The 16,016-nt window shown below is 74.8% G+C and carries 16 protein-coding genes; 10 read left to right on the top strand and 6 right to left on the bottom strand.

Translation table 11 applies throughout. The annotated features are described in order from the left end of the window. Window positions 1–399 precede the first annotated feature (399 nt). Both IH44_RS0103280 and IH44_RS0103275 read left to right on the top strand, forming a co-directional pair. Window positions 400–639, top strand: a complete 240-nt coding sequence (locus IH44_RS0103280) for a chaplin (protein WP_030457840.1) — start codon at window positions 400–402, stop codon at window positions 637–639. A 286-nt stretch (window positions 640–925) separates the two neighbouring features. Then, on the top strand, window positions 926–2,581 hold the full coding sequence (locus IH44_RS0103275) for an RICIN domain-containing protein (RefSeq protein ID WP_081966700.1): 1,656 nt from the start codon (window positions 926–928) through the stop codon (window positions 2,579–2,581). A 7-nt stretch (window positions 2,582–2,588) separates the two neighbouring features. Here IH44_RS0103275 and IH44_RS0103270 read toward each other — a convergent pair whose 3' ends face one another. After that, a complete protein-coding gene (locus IH44_RS0103270) occupies window positions 2,589–3,047 on the bottom strand; it encodes a DUF4291 family protein (RefSeq protein WP_081966699.1) in 459 nt (152 codons plus the stop codon). Between the two features lie 173 nt (window positions 3,048–3,220). Here IH44_RS0103270 and IH44_RS0103265 point away from each other — a divergent pair, with 173 nt between their 5' ends. After that, window positions 3,221–4,144 carry an N-acetylglucosamine kinase gene (locus tag IH44_RS0103265; protein WP_198544939.1) on the top strand — a complete coding sequence of 308 codons (924 nt, stop codon included), beginning with the start codon at window positions 3,221–3,223 and terminating at the stop codon, window positions 4,142–4,144. 24 nt (window positions 4,145–4,168) lie between these two features. Here IH44_RS0103265 and IH44_RS0103260 read toward each other — a convergent pair whose 3' ends face one another. Further along, window positions 4,169–4,657: an ATP-binding protein gene (locus IH44_RS0103260; protein WP_051816499.1), complete on the bottom strand. Its 489-nt coding sequence runs from the start codon at window positions 4,655–4,657 to the stop codon at window positions 4,169–4,171. Between the two features lie 169 nt (window positions 4,658–4,826). Between IH44_RS0103260 and IH44_RS0103255 the strand changes: the two genes are divergently transcribed. After that, window positions 4,827–5,585 (top strand): GntR family transcriptional regulator, encoded by a 759-nt coding sequence (locus tag IH44_RS0103255; protein WP_030457835.1) that lies wholly within the window; start codon window positions 4,827–4,829, stop codon window positions 5,583–5,585. A 208-nt stretch (window positions 5,586–5,793) separates the two neighbouring features. Next, entirely contained in the window at window positions 5,794–7,605 is a 1,812-nt protein-coding gene (locus tag IH44_RS0103250) for an alkyl/aryl-sulfatase (RefSeq protein WP_030457834.1), read from the top strand. 18 nt (window positions 7,606–7,623) lie between these two features. Here the strand turns inward: IH44_RS0103250 and IH44_RS0103245 are convergent, their stop codons facing one another. Together IH44_RS0103245 and IH44_RS0103240 are read right to left on the bottom strand one after the other, a co-directional pair. Then, window positions 7,624–8,169 (bottom strand): YbhB/YbcL family Raf kinase inhibitor-like protein, encoded by a 546-nt coding sequence (locus tag IH44_RS0103245; RefSeq protein WP_030457833.1) that lies wholly within the window; start codon window positions 8,167–8,169, stop codon window positions 7,624–7,626. Between the two features lie 152 nt (window positions 8,170–8,321). Then, a complete protein-coding gene (locus IH44_RS0103240; protein ID WP_030457832.1) occupies window positions 8,322–9,101 on the bottom strand; it encodes an NAD(P)-dependent oxidoreductase in 780 nt (259 codons plus the stop codon). 71 nt (window positions 9,102–9,172) lie between these two features. Between IH44_RS0103240 and IH44_RS0103235 the strand changes: the two genes are divergently transcribed. From IH44_RS0103235 to IH44_RS0103230, 3 genes are read left to right on the top strand one after another with little or no spacing between them, the layout of a single operon-like run. After that, a complete protein-coding gene (locus tag IH44_RS0103235) occupies window positions 9,173–10,057 on the top strand; it encodes a LysR family transcriptional regulator (protein WP_232794799.1) in 885 nt (294 codons plus the stop codon). Between the two features lie 31 nt (window positions 10,058–10,088). Then, window positions 10,089–10,448, top strand: a complete 360-nt coding sequence (locus IH44_RS47110) for a hypothetical protein (protein WP_198544937.1) — start codon at window positions 10,089–10,091, stop codon at window positions 10,446–10,448. Then, window positions 10,376–11,647 (top strand): cell wall metabolism sensor histidine kinase WalK, encoded by a 1,272-nt coding sequence (locus IH44_RS0103230; protein WP_051816498.1) that lies wholly within the window; start codon window positions 10,376–10,378, stop codon window positions 11,645–11,647. Before IH44_RS47110 ends, IH44_RS0103230 begins: the two co-directional genes overlap by 73 nt. Here the strand turns inward: IH44_RS0103230 and IH44_RS0103225 are convergent. Beyond that, window positions 11,590–12,987 carry a DUF2079 domain-containing protein gene (locus IH44_RS0103225; RefSeq protein ID WP_051816497.1) on the bottom strand — a complete coding sequence of 466 codons (1,398 nt, stop codon included), beginning with the start codon at window positions 12,985–12,987 and terminating at the stop codon, window positions 11,590–11,592. The genes IH44_RS0103230 and IH44_RS0103225 overlap by 58 nt on opposite strands. Window positions 12,988–13,088: 101 nt before the next feature. Here IH44_RS0103225 and IH44_RS0103220 point away from each other — a divergent pair, with 101 nt between their 5' ends. Next, window positions 13,089–13,757: a response regulator transcription factor gene (locus IH44_RS0103220; RefSeq protein ID WP_030457828.1), complete on the top strand. Its 669-nt coding sequence runs from the start codon at window positions 13,089–13,091 to the stop codon at window positions 13,755–13,757. 12 nt (window positions 13,758–13,769) lie between these two features. Here the strand turns inward: IH44_RS0103220 and IH44_RS0103215 are convergent, their stop codons facing one another. Next, the gene (locus IH44_RS0103215; RefSeq protein WP_030457827.1) at window positions 13,770–14,258 is read right to left on the bottom strand and encodes a hypothetical protein; all 489 of its coding nucleotides are present in this window, start codon (window positions 14,256–14,258) and stop codon (window positions 13,770–13,772) included. A gap of 366 nt (window positions 14,259–14,624) precedes the next feature. On the opposite strand from IH44_RS0103215, the gene hemL reads away from it, so the two are divergent. After that, window positions 14,625–15,968 carry a glutamate-1-semialdehyde 2,1-aminomutase gene (hemL, locus tag IH44_RS0103210; protein WP_030457826.1) on the top strand — a complete coding sequence of 448 codons (1,344 nt, stop codon included), beginning with the start codon at window positions 14,625–14,627 and terminating at the stop codon, window positions 15,966–15,968. Window positions 15,969–16,016: the final 48 nt, after the last annotated feature.

The raw sequence follows: 16,016 nt of genomic DNA, 5'->3' as shown, positions 1-16,016 counted from the left end.
GCCCGCGGTTTTCCGGATGCGCCGTGAATGTCACTCACGCGGCCCAACTGCCTCGTGTCGCCCTTGGCTCGGGCGACGCGTGCCGCGTCGGGGTGCGCCGGCGGCTGCCCACTCACGGCTGGGGGCGGTCGCTTGGCGGCGCGTCCAGGGCGGCCCGGGGGCTGCCTGTGGAGCGGTGTTCGTGAGGAAGAACGAGCCGATGCGGCCGGGGAAACGGGCGGATTCCGCGAACGCCCCCGGGCGTCACCCGAATGCGCGGATTAGGCCGAGTGGGTGATTGTTCGGGGGCGTCCGCAACTGTGCCGGAGCGGTTTCGTTGGCCTGGTGCACGTCCCGTGTGCTTCCTTCCGGCAGCCCCCGGCGCGGCAATTGGAAGATCTGATTTATCGAGGAGACTCAATGAGCATCAAGAAGGCCGCCGCCGTCGGCGCCGCTGTCGTGGGCATCGTCGCCGCCGGTGCGGGCTCCGCCATGGCGAGCAGCGGCGCCGAGGGTGTCGCCGCCGGTTCCCCCGGTGTCGCCTCCGGCAACGAGATCCAGGTTCCGGTGCACATCCCGGTCAACCTGTGCGGCAACTCGATCGACGTGATCGGCGCCCTGAACCCGGCGTTCGGCAACTCCTGCGCCAACGTCGGCTGACGCACGGCCACCAGTCGGCCGAGCCGTCGTCCGCACCCTCCTGGCGGGGTGCGGGCGGCGGCTCGTCCGTTTTCCCGGGCCGCGGTTCCGCTTTTCCCGGCCGGGGCTCCGTTCTTTCGGGCCGGGGCGCTGACGGACCGTCATGCTGCCGCGAGTCTTGTTGTGTTACCTGTCAGTACCTAGCATGTGAGCCTGCCTCATGTTCGCCGGGCCCCGGGCCCGGCACCCGTGCTCCGCGCCGCCCGGCAGCCGCCGGGCGATCCCCCACCCTCGCAAGGAGTCATGAGTGTCCAGGTCACTCCTCGGCCGGGCGGCCCGCCGCCGCCCGCCCGCGCTGCTCGCCACCGCCGCCCTGCTCGCCGCCCTCGGCCTCGGCACCGGCCTCGGTGCGGCCGACGCCCACGCCGCCTCCGGCAGCCCGGGCAAGCCCGCCGCGATCGTCGCGCTCGGCGACAGCGCGATATCCGGCGAAGGCGCCGGCACCGACACCAACGACGACTACGTCCCCGGCACCGACACCCCCACCAACTACTGCCACCGCTCCACCAAGTCCGAGATCTTCGTGACCCAGCTGCCCGGCGTCACCCCGATCGACCTGGCCTGCTCCGGCGCCCAGACCGGCGACCTGGTCAGCGACCCCGAACTGGCGAAGATCACCGGCCCCGGCAGCGGCGACTTCGGCGAACCCAAGCAGGACGTCCAACTCGCCGCCACCGCGGGCAAGTACGACGTCAAGATGGTGGTCGTCACGATCGGCGCGAACGACGACTTCGAGTTCGCCGGCATCATGATGTCCTGCCTCGCCCAGTACTTCCCGATCCCGCAGTCCCAGGGCTGCCGGGACACCATCGGCAGCGCCGAGATCACCCGCCGGGCCGCCGGGGTCAAGCCCAAGGTGACCGCCGCGCTCACCAACATCCGCAACACCATGCGGAAGGCCGGCTACTCGGACGACTCCTACCAGCTGGTCTACCAGTCGTACTTCAACCCGATCACCCCCGACATCCGGCGCAACGACTACGCCGGCAAGGTCGCCGACGGCTGCCCCGCCTTCCCCGAGGACCTCGCCTGGGGCCACAACTGGGTCGTCCCCACCCTCAGCGACGCCCTGCGCGAAGCCGCCTCCGGCGTCCCCGGCGTCCGCTACCTCGACCAGCGCCGGGTCGCCTTCGGCCACGAGGTCTGCGCCGAGTGGACCAGCTCGCCGTACGAGTACACCAACGGCGACGTGATCGACCTCTCCGAGAAGACCCGCAACGGCTGCGACAGCCCGATCTCCATCCCGGGCCTGTGCATGAACAACGTCCGCCAGTCGTACCACCTGCGGGTCGCCGGGTACGCCGCCGAGGCCGCCTGCCTGCGGCAGTTCTACCAGCAGGCCGCGCTCGGCCAGGCGTTCTGCTCGCTCAACCAGCAGGACGGCACCTCGATCACCCCGCTCACCCCCGGCAAGCCGTTCCCCGACGCCCCCGAGGACGGCGCCTGGTACCAGCTCGCCAACCAGTCCGACGGCAAGGTCCTCGACCTGGCCGGCGGCGGCAGCTACGGCGACTCCACCAACGGCCGCACCGCCATCACCTACGCGCCCACCGGCGGGCTGAACCAGTCCTTCGTCTTCGAGGTCAAGGCCGGCGGCTCCTACGAGCTCGACTTCAGCGGCAACCGCGACATGTGCCTCGACGCGGCCGGCGCCGCCACCGCCCCCGGCACCAAGATCCAGCAGTGGCGCTGCACCGGCGGCGGCAACCAGCACTGGCTGCTGCAGCCCGTCGGCGACGGCACCTACAAGCTCGCCGACTCCCAGGACCCGACCAAGCTCGCCACCGCCACCACCCAGACCGACGCCCAGGGCAACCGCCTGGTCCAGCTCGCCGCCGACAACGGCTCCGCCGCCCAGCACTGGCAGCTCACCAAGCTCGGCATCGTCTACCTGCACGGCTGACGCCCCGTCAGGACGCCCCCAGCCGGGCGGCCGCACCCGGAGGCATCGGGTACGGCCGCTCCGGCGGCAGCAGCGCCGGGTCCCGCGTCGCGTGCAGCGCGCGGGCCAGCGGCGTCAGGTCCTCGATCCGCACCAGCCACTCCCCGGCGTAGCGCTCCACCAGCGTGCCGCCCAGCCCCAGCTGCAGCGAACGGTGCCCCAGCGGCCGCAGGTCCAGGTCCCGCTCCGGATCCCACTGCACCCGGGCCTCGCTGCGCCGCAACTCCCGCTGCCACGCGGCCTTCGAGGCGTGCACCCCCCGCTCGTACGAGCTCAGCACCGCCGCCTCCAGCGCGGCGTCGAACCCCTCGCGCCGGATCACCACCCCCAGCACCCGCTCCTGCCCCTCGCTCCGGGCCCAGTCGCTGCGAGGCCCCGTAGGGGCCCGGGGAACGGCGGGTCGATGCTGCTGGTGGCCGGAGCCCATCGAAGGTCCGTGCTGCTGCGTGTCTTCAACAGAACCCGAAGCCGATGCGCGCAACGGCAGTGAACCTCTCGCAGCCACGGCCCCGCCGTTCCCCGGGCCCCTGACGGGTCCCTTCGCGGGTGGGAGCATGGGGCCGGAGGTGCGCGGTGGCCGGTGGGCGGTTGGTGCTGGGGTTGGACGTCGGGGGGACCAGTACGCGGGTGCTGGTCGCCGAGTTGGACGGGCGGGTGGTCGGGCGGGCGCGCGGGGACGGGGGCAATCCCGTCGCGCACGGGGCGGCGGCCGCGGCCAGGGAGATCGGGGACGCCGTGCGGGCCGCGCTGGCCGGGCTGGACCCGGCGCGGGTGGCGGCCGGGGTGCTGGGACTCGCGGGCGGGCTGGTCGCGCGGCCGGAGTTCGGGCCGCTCTGGGACGGCCTCGGGCTGGGCGCGCACCCGGTGCTGGTGAGCGACGTCCTGCTGGCGCACGCCGCGGGCACCGCCGCGCCGGGCGGGCACGTGGTGCTCAGCGGGACGGGCGGGATGGCCGCCGAGGTCCGCGACCACCGGGTGCACCGCACCGCCGACGGGCACGGCTGGCTGCTGGGCGACCGCGGCTCGGGCGTCTGGCTCGGCCGGGAGGCCGTCGCCGGGGCCCTCGCCACCATCGACCGGGACGAGCCGCCCACCGGCCTGGACCTGGCGGTCACCGCGGAGCTGACCGGCCCGGACGGCCCGGGCGACGACCCGCGTTCGGCGCTGATCGCCGCCGTCCACGCCCAGGCCCCGACCCGGCTGGCCCGGCTCGCCCCGGTCGTCCTCGACCGGGCCGGGGCCGGCGATCCGGCGGCGCTCGCCCTGGTCGACCGGGCCGCCGACCACCTGCTCGACACCCTCGCCCTGCTCCGCCCGCCCGGCTCCGCCCTCCCGGTGGTGCTGGCCGGCGGCCTGCTCACCGCCGGCACCCCGCTCGCCGCCCGCCTCCGCACCGGGCTCGCCGCCCGCTGGCCGGACGCCCCGCTGCGCACCGCCGGGAACGGCGCGGGCGCGGCGGCCTGGCTGGCCGCGCGGTCGCTGGGCCGCGGGACGGCGGAGCTGCACCGCGCGCTGACGGCCTGACACCCCTCCACCGGCGGGCCGTCCTCACGGGCAGGTCATCGCCCAGGGCGCGACCTTGCCGGGCGGGGCCTGCTGCGGGGCGCCGCCGGCGGTGTCGCCGGTGCTGCGGGCGGCCGCGCCCGGGAGGGCGATCTCGGCCCAGACCCACTTGCCGCCGCCCTTGCGCACCACGCCGTGGGCGAGGGCGAGTTCGGCGATCAGCAGCAGGCCGCGGCCGGACTCCGCGTCGCCGTCCGGGGTGCCGGGGACGGGGACGGCGGGGGAGGAGTCGTAGACCTCGATGACGGCGCGGTGGTGCAGCGGGTCGGCGTGCACGCCGACGGTGACGGCGTCCCCGGTGGCGTGGCGGACGGCGTTGCCGAGGAGTTCGGAGGTGACGAGGTCGAGGGTGAAGCGGGTGTCCTCGTCGAGCGGGGTGTTCCAGGCGGTGAGGAGGTCGCGGACCCGGCGGCGTCCGGCGGCGACGGTGGCGGGCTCGCGGGGCAGTGAGAACCATCGACGGTGGACGGACATGGCGGGCTCCTCACGCGGTTTCGCCCGATGGGCGGAGACTCGGCAGCCGATATGAGGGTATGTCAGATCCCAACATCTCTAGACAAGCTGAAATCTCTAGAGATGTCAATGCGTCAGGGACCGCCCCTGCGTAGGATGTCTAGAGAAGAGGGGAAGGAAGTCCGCCGCCATGACCAGTCACCCACGCGTCACGCAGCCCAAGTACCAGCGGATCGCCGACGACCTCAAGCGCGAGATCGACGCCGGCCGCTACCGCCCCGGCGACCGGCTCCCCGGCGAGAACGACCTGATGGCGACGTACGGCGTGGCCAGGATGACGGCCCGGCAGGCGCTCGGCGTGCTCCAGGGCGAGGGGATAGCGGAGGCCCGCCGCGGCGTCGGCGTGTTCGTGCGGGAGTTCCGGCCGATAAGGCGGCGCGGCATCCAGCGGCTGTCCGGCCGCACCTGGGGCGGCGGCGCCTCGGTCTGGTCGGCCGACATAGCGTCCCGCGAGCTGACGGTGGACCAGCTGAGCGTCACCGAGCGGGAGGCGCCCGAGCAGATCGCCGCCGTGCTGGGCCTCAAGGGCGGCGAGCCGGCCTGCGTGCGCAGCCGCCGCTTCGTGCTGGACGGCAAGCCGGTGCTGATCTCCGACTCCTACCTGCCCGCCGTGCTGGTCGCGGGCAGCCGGATCACCGACCCGGACACCGGCCCCGGCGGCACCTACGCCCGGCTCGCCGAACTGGGCCACAAGCCGGTGCACTTCCAGGAGCAGATCCGCTCCCGGATGCCCGCCGGGGACGAGGCGGAGCGGCTGGCGCTGGCCCCCGGCACCCCGGTCTTCCTGGTCCACCGGGTGGCGTTCGCCGAGGACGGGCAGGCGGTGGAGGTCAACGAGATGGTCCTCGACTCGGCCTCGTACATCCTCGAGTACGACTTCGACGCCTGAGCCCCGAGCCCTGAGCCCTGAGCCCTGAGCCGGCGGCGTCCGCGGCGTCCGCGGCGTCCGGGGCGTCCGCGGCACCGGTGTCCGGGCGGTCCCCGCTCACCGGTTCGGCGCAGCAGCCCGGGGCGGGGCGGGGCGCGGCGGCGGAGGGTGGGAGCGGGGTCTGCCCGCGAGCGGCGCGGTGCGGCCCCGCGAACCGGGAGGCGCCGAGGTGACCCACCACGACCAGCTGGACTACTCCGACCGCACCGACTTCGAGGACGCCGACCGCGGCCTGGTCGCCGGCCCCGCCACCGACACCGTCGCGGGCCCGGACGGCCGGACGGCCTGGGACTTCCGGGCCACCGACTTCCTGGCCGGGGAGCGCCCCGACACCGTCCACCCCAGCCTCTGGCGGCAGTCCCAACTGACCGCCCGCGCCGGGCTGTTCGAAGTCACCGAGGGCGTCTACCAGATCCGCGGCTTCGACCTGTCGAACATGACGCTGATCGAGGGCGAGCGCGGCGTGGTGGTGGTCGACCCGCTGGTGTCCGCCGAGACCGCGGCGGCCGGCCTGGCGCTGTACCGGGCGCACCGCGGCGAACGCCCGGTCACCGCCGTCCTGTTCACCCACTCGCACATCGACCACTTCGGCGGCGTGTTCGGCGTGGTCGGGCCGGACGCGGACGTCCCGATCGTCGCCCCGGCCGGGTTCATGGAGCACTCGGTCGCCGAGAACGTCTACGCGGGCACCGCGATGCTCCGGCGCGGCGGCTACTACTCGGGCATGGCGCTGCCCGCCGGGCCGACCGGCAAGGTCGGCATGGGCCTGGGCTTCGCCGCCTCGGAGGGCACCGCCGCGCTGATCCCGGCGACCCTGGAGGTCACCCGCACCGGCCAGGAGGAGCGCCTCGACGGCGTGCTGTTCCGGTTCCAGCTGACGCCCGGCACCGAGGCGCCGTCCGAGCTCAACTTCCACCTGCCCGAGCGCCGCGCCCTGTGCATGGCCGAGAACGCCACCCACAACCTGCACAACATCCTGACCCTGCGCGGCGCGGTCGTCCGGGACGCCCGGATCTGGTCGCACTACCTCACCGAGGCGATCGAGCTGTTCGCCGCCGACTCCGACGTGGTCCTCGCCTCGCACCACTGGCCGACCTGGGGCACCGAGCGGCTCACCCGCTTCCTGTCCGAGCAGCGCGACCTGTACGGCTACCTGCACGACCAGACCCTGCGCCTGCTCAACCAGGGCCTGACCGGCCCGGAGATCGCCGAACAGCTCGAACTCCCGCCCGCGCTGGCCGCCGCCTGGCACGCCCGCGGCTACTACGGCTCGGTCAGCCACAACGTGAAGGCCGTCTACCAGCGCTACATGGGCTGGTACGACGGCCACCCCGCCTCGCTCTGGGAGCACCCGCCGACCGCGACCGCCACCCGCTACGTCGACTGCCTCGGCGGCCTGGACGCCACCCTGGCCAAGGCCCGCGAGTACGCCGACGCGGACGACCTGCGGTTCGCCGCCCAGCTGCTCAAGCACGCGGTCTTCGCCGCCCCCGACCGCGCCGACGCCAAGGAGCAGCTGGCGGAGGTCTTCGAGCGGCTCGGCTACGGCGCCGAGAACGCCACCTGGCGCAACTGCTACCTGGTCGGCGCCCACGAGCTGCGGCACGGCGTCCGGCCCACCCCGATCTCGGCCGGCAGCATGGCCGGGGCGCTCTCCGTCGACCAGGTCTTCGACTCGCTGGCGATCCGGGTCAACGGGCCCCGGGCCTGGGACGAACGGCTCAGCACCGTCTGGAAGTTCACCGACCTCGGCACCGTCCACCGGGTCACCCTGCACAACGGCGTCCTGGTGCACCACGAGGCCGCCGGCGACGGCGGCCCGGCCGACCTCACCGTCACCCTCACCAAGCCGCAGCTGTTCGCCCTGCTGGCCGGGAAGGGCGCCGACGACCTCGACCTGGACGGCGACGCCACCGTGCTGGACCGGCTGTTCGCCGCCCTGGACGAACCCGATCCGTCCTTCCCGGTGGTCACCCCCTGACCACCGCCCGGCGGGAGGTCAGTCCTGGTCGGCCGGGGCCTCGTACTCGGCGACCAGGACGGCCCGGGCCAGGGCCAGGAAGCCGAGGGTGCCGCTGACCACGGCCGCCGGGGTGTCCGCGGCCAGCCCGAGGGACTCCACCGGCAGGGCATGCACGGCGAACACGTAGCGGTGCGGGCCGTGGCCGGGCGGCGGGGCGGCGCCGCCGAAGTCGTTGCTGCCGTAGTCGTTGCGGCCGTGCACGGCTCCGGCGGGCAGGCCGGGGAAGTCGCCGCCGCCCGCCCCGGCGGGCAGCTCGGTGGTGCCGGCCGGGAGGTCGGTCAGCTGCCAGTGCCACCAGCCGCAGCCGGTCGGCGCGTCCGGGTCGAAGCAGGTCACCGCGAAGCTCTTCGTCTCCGGCGGGAAGCCGGACCAGCTGAGCTGCGGCGAACGGTTCCCGCCCCCGTACGCCTGCTCCGGACCGAGCCGGCCGCCGTCGGCGACGTCGGCGCTGAGCAGCGTGAAGGACGGGACGGGCCGCATGAAGTCGAACGGCAGCGGCGGCCTGGTGGCGGGCGTGGTCATCGGCAGGTTCCCCCTCGGAAGGACGGTCGGTGCCGGGCGAGCCTAGCCGCGAGTTTTCGGCTCGCCCAATGCCCTTGCGGCGTGGGAGAATTGATGCGCGAGGACGTGCGCCGCCGGCCCCCAGTCCCTCGGTTCGTCCCCCTTCGTCCGACTCATCCCGCCGCCGCCGCGAGGTCGAGTTCGGCGCGGGCCGGGTCGGCGAGCAGGGCGGCGAGGGCGGCGGCGAAGACGGGGCCGCCCCCGGCGAGGGCGAGGTCCTTCGCGGCGAGGCGGATCGGGAAGTCCGCGTCGGTGCTGTCGACCCGGGCCATCACACCCGCCAGCGGGCCCGCGGCCAGCGCGCGGCGGGCCTGCGCGGCGGGGACGCCGAGGCGTTCGGCGACGGCCAGGGCCTCGCCGACCACGGTCACGGAGCTGACGACGGCGCCCATCACGACGAGCTTGAGGGCCGCGCCCGCGCCGGGGCCGCCGCAGCGGACCACCCGGCCGAAGCGCTCCAGCAGGGGCTGCGCCCGGTCCAGCGCGGGGTCCTCGCCGCCCGCGTAGACGACCAGCGAGCCGACCGCCGCCGCGTCGACGCTGCCGAGCACCGGGGCGTCCACCAGGTCGACGTCGTCCGGGAGCCGTCCGCGCTGCTCGGCGACGGCGGCCGGGCCGATCGAGGACATGTCGATCCACAGCGTGCCGGGGGCCAGCGCGGGGCGGAACCGGTCCGCGACCGCGGCGACCGCCGCCGGGTCGGCGAGCATCGTCACCACCACGCCCGCGCCGCGTACCGCCTCCTCGGGGGAGGCCGCCGGGGTGAGGCCCTCCGCCCGGCCCGGGGTCCGGTTCCAGACCACCAACTCCCTTGTCGCGCCGTCCAGTCGGCGGGCCAGCGGCAGCCCCATCCGGCCCAGCCCCAGCACTGCCACCCGCTCCGTGATCTCCATGCCGACCACGCTAGGTGCGGCACCGGGAGGCGACAAACGAATGTCCGGCATGGTAGCCATGCGGGATGGACATGGCTTGGCTGGAAGTCTTCGGCACCGCCGCCCGGCTCGGCTCGTTCACCGCCGCGGGCGAGCAGCTGGGCTGGACGCAGTCCGCGGTGTCGCGCCAGATCGCCACCCTGGAGGGCGAGTTGGGCGTGGTGCTGTTCGACCGGCTGCCCCGCGGCGTCCGGCTCACCGAGTACGGGCGGACGCTGCTGCCGCACGCCGAAGCCCTGCTGGACCGGCTCGACGGCACCCGCCGCGACCTCGCCGCGCTCACCGGCCTCACCGCCGGCCGGCTCCGGCTGGGCGCCTTCGACAGCGCCAACGCCGCCCTCGTCCCGGCCGCGCTGGCCGCCTTCCGGGCCGCCCACCCGGCGGTCGCCCCGACCCTCACCGAGGGGCTCTCCGGCGACCTGCTCGACCTGCTCGCGGACGGCTCGATCGACCTCGCCGTGGTCACCGCGTACCCCGAACACCGGTACGACACCGAGCGGTTCGACCTGCACCGGCTGGCCGACGACCCGGTGCTGGTGGCCCTCCCGCGCACCCACCGGCTGGCCCGGCGCCGCCGCCTGCGGCTGGCCGAACTCGCCGACGAACCCTGGATCGCCGCCAGCCGCCGCCCCGAGGCCACCCTGCTGGCGGCCTGCGTCCGCAGCGGCTTCCAGCCCCGGATCGCCTACGAGGTGGCCGGCTGGACGGCCAAACTCGGCCTGGCCGCCGCCGGACTGGGCATCACGCTGATCCCCGCCCTGGCCGCCCGCGCGGGCCGCCCCGACCTCGCCTTCGTCCCGCTGCACCCGGACGACACCCCCGTCCGCCACGTCCACGCCGCCACCCGCCGCGGCCACCACCCGGCCCCGGCCGTCACCGCCTTCCTGCCCTTCCTGCAGGCCGCGGCCCACGGCTGACCGCCGCCGGACGGTCGCCTATCCTGACGCGATGCGCTTGCGGGGGAGGATGTCGGTGCGGGTGCGGGCCGCGCTCGGTGCGGCGGCGGCGTCGGTGCTCGCCCTGTCGCTGGCCACCGTCTGGGCCGGCGACGCGGCCTACCAGCAGTGGATGCCGAACGCGGAGGCGAAGGCGTTGCGCGAGGCCACCCTGCTGGACGATGCGATCAGGCCCCGGGAGGACCGCCCCGCCGAACCGCAGCACCCCGGCGCCCCGCCCTGGAACGACTGGCTCGGCCGACTGACCGAGGGCGGGTACCAGCATCGGCGTACGCCCTCGTGCTGGAGGACGGCAGCTGGGCCGTCCACGACCGGATCGACCCGGGGAAGTTCAAGTACCTCCCGCCGCTGACCACCCGCGAGTACGGCTACGCCGACCTGGTGCGGATCCACCTGCCCGACGGCGTCGGCTACAACATCAGCACGCCTGTCGGCCCCAACCCCACCGACCGCACCGTCACCTTCCTGCGCCGCACCGAGCCGAACAGCGGCCAGGACCTGAACGCGCTCACCGGCCGGACCGACCTGACCAGCCAGTGGGTCACCACCTACGTCATGGTCAACCCGATCGAGGCGAAGGCCGCCCGGGCCAGGGTCCGCCACATCCTGGGCTGGTACGTGGTGCCGGGCGGGTCGCTGTTCGTGGCGCTGGTGGCCTGGGCGGTCACCGGGCTGGCGCTGCGGCCGGTGGAGGCGATCCGCGGCCGGATGGCCCGGATCGGGGCGGGCGCCTTCCACCAGCGGGTGCCGGTACCGGCGGCCCGGGACGAGATCGCCGCGCTGGCGGTGACCACCAACCTCACCCTGGACCGGCTGGAGCACGCGCTGGACGAGCAGCGCCGCCTGGTCGCCGACGCCGCCCACGAACTGCGCACCCCGGTCGCGGTGCTGCTCAGCACCCTGGAAGTGGCGCTGGCCCACCCCGACCGGGCCGACTGGCGGGCGGTCGCGGAGCGCGCCCACACCGACACCACCCGGCTGCACCGGCTCACCGAGGACCTGCTGCTGCTCCACCGCAGCGAGGAGCAGCCCGCCGGGCCGGCCACCGTCGAGTGGCACGACCTGGTCGAGGAGCAGCTCGCCGAACGGGCCTTCGGCGGCGAGCGGCGGATCCGGACCGGCCCGCTCGAACCCGCCACCGTCCCCGGCACCGAGCCGCTGCTCGGCCGGGTGGTCGGCAACCTGCTGGACAACGCCGTCCGGCACGCCGCCGACGCGATCACCGTGTCGCTCCGCACGGTCGACGGCCGGGCGGAGCTGACGGTCGCCGACGACGGGCCCGGCATCCCGGCCGCCGACCGGGAGCGGGTCTTCGAGCGGTTCGTCCGGCTGGACGAGGCCAGGTCCAGGACGGACGGCGGCGCGGGCCTGGGGCTGTCGCTGGTCCGGGGCATCGTCGAGGGCCTGGGCGGCTCGGCCGAGGCGGTCGAGCCGTCCGCGGGCGCGGGCGCGGAACTGGTCGTCCGGCTGCCCCTCGACCCGTCGGACCCGGGTCAGTCGGACGACCACCGGTACACCGTGACCCCGCCCCCGGCGGCCACCTCGCGGTAGCCCGCGCCCGGCAGTTCGGCGCGGGCCCGGAGCATCTCGGCCTCGGGGAGCGGGAAGTCGCCCGGCCGGTCCAGCACGGCCACCCACTCCGCGGTCGGGCGGCCCCACGGCGCGTCCCGGCCGGGGCGGGTGAGGTAGGGGAAGAGCGAGACGGTGCAGCGCCCGGTCAGCTGGGGCGCCAGCCGGTTCGCGGCGGCGACCCGGGCGCCGTCCGGGACGGTGGCCAGCACGGCCCGGGCGTCCGCCAGTCGCGGGGGAGCGGAGCCGACCAGGGTGGCCGGAAACAGCAGCACCGCCACCACCGGCACCAGCACCGGCACCAGCGCGGCCGCCCGTCCCGGCAGCAGCGCGGCCGCCCGCCCCGGCAGCGGACGGGCCGTCAACCGGCGCTCCGGGCGCAGCAGTCGGCCCAGCCCGTCGGCCAGCGCCAGGAACAGGACCGGCATCAGGACGGCGTTGTAGTGCTGGCCGGTGCCCCAGTAGGCCGGATTGTCCGACCAGAAGCGGGCCGCCAGCGGGGGCACGGCGAGCAGGACCAGCGGCGAGCGCAGCGCCAGGAACCCGGTCGGCAGCAGCAGCACCAGCACCGTCCGCCACTTCCCGACCGGCAGCAGCAGCTGGACCAGCGGATTGCCGCCCCGCCAACTCCCGCCCGCCGCATAGGTGTACAGGCCGCCCGGGTTGTACGCGGGGATGACCACGCCCACCGCCAGCACGGTCGCGCCCACCGCCGCGAGGACGGTCGCCGCGCCCAGCCGCCGCCGACCGCGGGCGAACACGTAGACGCCGACCGCCGCCACCACCAGGCCCTGGTCCTCCTTGACCAGCAGCAGCGGCAGCGCCCACCCCACCGCGGCGCGCCACCGCCCGCGGGCCAGCGCCTCGACCGCGAAGGCGGTCAGCGGGACGGCGAACGCCACCTCGTGGAAGTCGAACCCCACCGCCGACCACAGCCCCCAGGAGAGCCCGTACCCGCAGCCGACAGCCGCCCCGCGCACCGGGCCGAGCCGGTCCACGGCCAGCCGGGCCACCGGCAGCGCGGACAGCGCCAGCAGCGCCGCCTGGGCGAGCAGCAGCGTCCGGGCGTCCGGGAACAGCCGGTAGAGCGGCGCGAGGACGGCGAGCACCGGGCTGAAGTAGTCGCCGAGCAGGTTCAGCCCGGTGCCCTTGAGGGTGGCGACCGGCGCGCCGAGCCCGGCGTAGCCGCGCACGCCCTGCTCGAAGATGCCCAGATCGAACCCGGAGGTCTCCATCCGCTGCTGGCGCACCACCGCCACCGTCCCGTACGCGCCGAACAGGGCCACCGGGAGCAGGACTTGGAACCACCGTCGGAACAGCATGGGCGCGACCGTAGGAAGACCGCGCTGAGGGACTTCTGAACGAAGCTGAAGATCCTTTCAGCCCCGCCCCGCCCCGCCGGGCCCTTGTCTAGGCTGGCCGCATGCGACTCCTACTGGTCGAGGACGAGGCGCGGCTGGCGGAGTCGCTCGCCGACGGCCTGCGTGCCGACGGCTACGCCGTGGACGTGGCCGGCGACGGCGTGAGCGGCCTGGCGCAGGCGACGGCGGTGCCGTACGCGGCCGTGGTGCTCGACCTGATGCTCCCCGGGCTGAACGGCTACCGGGTCTGCCGGGCCCTGCGGCAGGCCGAGAACCCGGTGCCGGTGCTGATCCTCACCGCGAAGAGCGGCGAGTACGACGAGGCCGAGGCACTGGACTGCGGGGCGGACGACTTCCTCCGCAAGCCCTTCTCCTACGTGGTGCTGACCGCCCGGCTGCGCGCCCTGGTCCGCCGCGGCGCGGCCGGCCGGGCCGCGGTGCTGGCGGTCGGCGACCTGGCGGTGGATCCGGCGGCCCGGCGCTGCACCGTCGGCGGGGCCGGACTGCGGCTGACCGCCAAGGAGTTCGGCGTCCTGGAGTGCCTGGCCCGGCGGCCGGACCAGGCCGTCCCGAAGACCGAGATCCTCGACGCGGTCTGGGACACCGCCTTCCGCGGCGACCTCAACATCGTCGAGGTGTACGTGGCCGCGCTGCGCCGCAAACTGGCGGCCGCCCGGGCCCGCTGCGTCATCGAGACGGTGCGCGGCGTCGGCTACCGCCTGGTGCCCTGAACCGCCGGAGCCTCAGGGCCAGACCAGGCAGTACAGCTGGTGGCCGGCCTCGTGCAGGCGGTTGGCGAAGTCCTGCCACTCGTGCAGCATCTGGTAGATGACGAAGGCGTCCCGCGGGCCGCGGCGGTCGGGGACGGTGGACCAGATGAAGGCGGCAGCGCCGAGCTCGGTCTCGTCGGCCTTGCGGAGCGGCTCGACCACGGTGTGCGGGAGCTGGACGACCGCGTAGTCCGGGTGCAGGACGACCAGTTCGAGCGGCGGGACGTGGTGCAGCGGGACGCCCTGGATGCCGGTGAGGACCATCGCGCTCATGGTCTCCGGCTTGATCTTGGTGGAGAGGTGGCCGCCGGCGGAGCCGCTGGTCTCCATCAGGTCGCCGAGCCGGCCGAGGGCGCCGAGTTCGCCGGCGTCGAGCCCGAGCCCGCCGGGGCCGAGGGCGGTGGGAACCCTGGCGGCGGTGGCGCGGTCCGGAGCGCCGAAGTACTTGTAGGTGACCCCCACTCTGCCCTCGCCCCTCCTTCCCCTGCCCGTACCCGTACCCCCGCCGGTCTCTCCGGGGCTGCGGCTGCGCCCCGCCGCCTCGTCGAAACCGTCCTGCCTCTCGGACACTCGGACCATCCTCAACGGAACTCGCCGGAATCGACAGACCCTCGCACGCTCGGTGTCCCTCCGAACATGCCCCTTACCCGCCTGTCGGCGTGCTACACGAGCGCGCGTCACTCGACCTTACCTTCGGCACAGCCCGTGAGGGGAGCAGCACACGGATCATCGTTCCAGATGATCGGGCCCGACATGCAGAACGCCAGGACACGATTTGAGACCATGTGCGGGTAAGAGCGGTTCCCGGCCACTCCCAGCACCCAACGGATGAGCGAGCAGATGAGCTACCCGTACGAAGCCCCCCAGTCCCAGTCGCTGTTCGACCGCGCCCTGGCCGTCACCCCCGGCGGCGTCAACTCGCCGGTGCGGGCCTTCCGCGCGGTCGGCGGCACGCCCCGCTTCATGGTGTCCGGCACCGGCCCGTACCTGACCGACGCGGACGGCCGCGAGTACGTGGACCTGGTCTGCTCCTGGGGCCCGATGCTGCTCGGCCACGCCCACCCGGAGGTGATCGGGGCGGTGCAGCGGGCGGTGGCCCGGGGCACCTCGTTCGGGACGCCCGGGCAGGGCGAGGTGGAGCTGGCCGAGGAGATCACCGCCCGGATCGCCCCGGTCGAGCAGGTCCGGCTGGTCTCCAGCGGAACCGAAGCGACCATGTCCGCGATCCGGCTGGCCCGCGGCTTCACCGGCCGCGCCAAGGTGGTCAAGTTCGCCGGCTGCTACCACGGCCACGTGGACGCCCTGCTGGCCGCCGCGGGCTCCGGCGTCGCCACCTTCGGCCTGCCCGACACCCCCGGCGTGACCGGCGCCCAGGCCGGCGACACCATCGTGCTGCCGTACAACGACCTGGACGCGGTGCGCGCCGCGTTCGCCGCCAACCCCGGCCAGATCGCCTGCGTGATCACCGAGGCCTCGCCCGGCAACATGGGCGTCGTCCCGCCGCTGCCCGGCTTCAACCGCGGCCTGGCCGAACTCTGCCGGGCCGACGGCGCGCTGTTCGTCTCGGACGAGGTGATGACCGGCTTCCGGGTCTCCAGGGCCGGCTGGTACGGGCTGGAGGCCGCCCACGAGGGCTGGGCGCCGGACCTGCTGACCTTCGGCAAGGTGATGGGCGGCGGCTTCCCCGCCGCCGCGTTCGGCGGCCGCGCCGACGTGATGGCCCACCTCGCCCCGGCCGGCCCGGTCTACCAGGCCGGCACCCTCTCCGGGAACCCGGTCGCCACCGCGGCCGGCCTGGCCCAGCTGCGGCTGTGCACCGACGAGGTGTACGCGACGGTCGACCGGGTCGCCGCCGAGGTCTCCGGCCTGGTCACTGCGGCGCTCGCCAAGGAGGGCGTGGCGCACCGGCTGCAGACCGCGGGCAACATGTTCTCGGTCTTCTTCACCGAGCAGCAGGTCACCAACTACGACGAGGCGCGCACCCAGCAGGCGTTCCGCTTCAACTCCTTCTTCCACTCGATGCTGAGCCAGGGCGTCTACCTGCCGCCGTCCGCCTTCGAGTCCTGGTTCGTCTCGGCCGCGCACGACGAGCGCGCGATCGAGCGGATCGCCGCCGCCCTGCCCGCCGCCGCCCGCGCCGCCGCCGAGGCCACCGAGGAGACCGCCAAGTGACCGAGAACACCAGCGAGAACACCCGCGACGACCGCAGCGAGAGCAGCG

Origin of the sequence: Kitasatospora sp. NRRL B-11411 (genome assembly GCF_000721345.1) — a bacterium.
GTDB lineage: Bacteria > Actinomycetota > Actinomycetes > Streptomycetales > Streptomycetaceae > Kitasatospora > Kitasatospora cineracea.
This window is presented reverse-complemented; position numbering and strand designations above follow the sequence as displayed.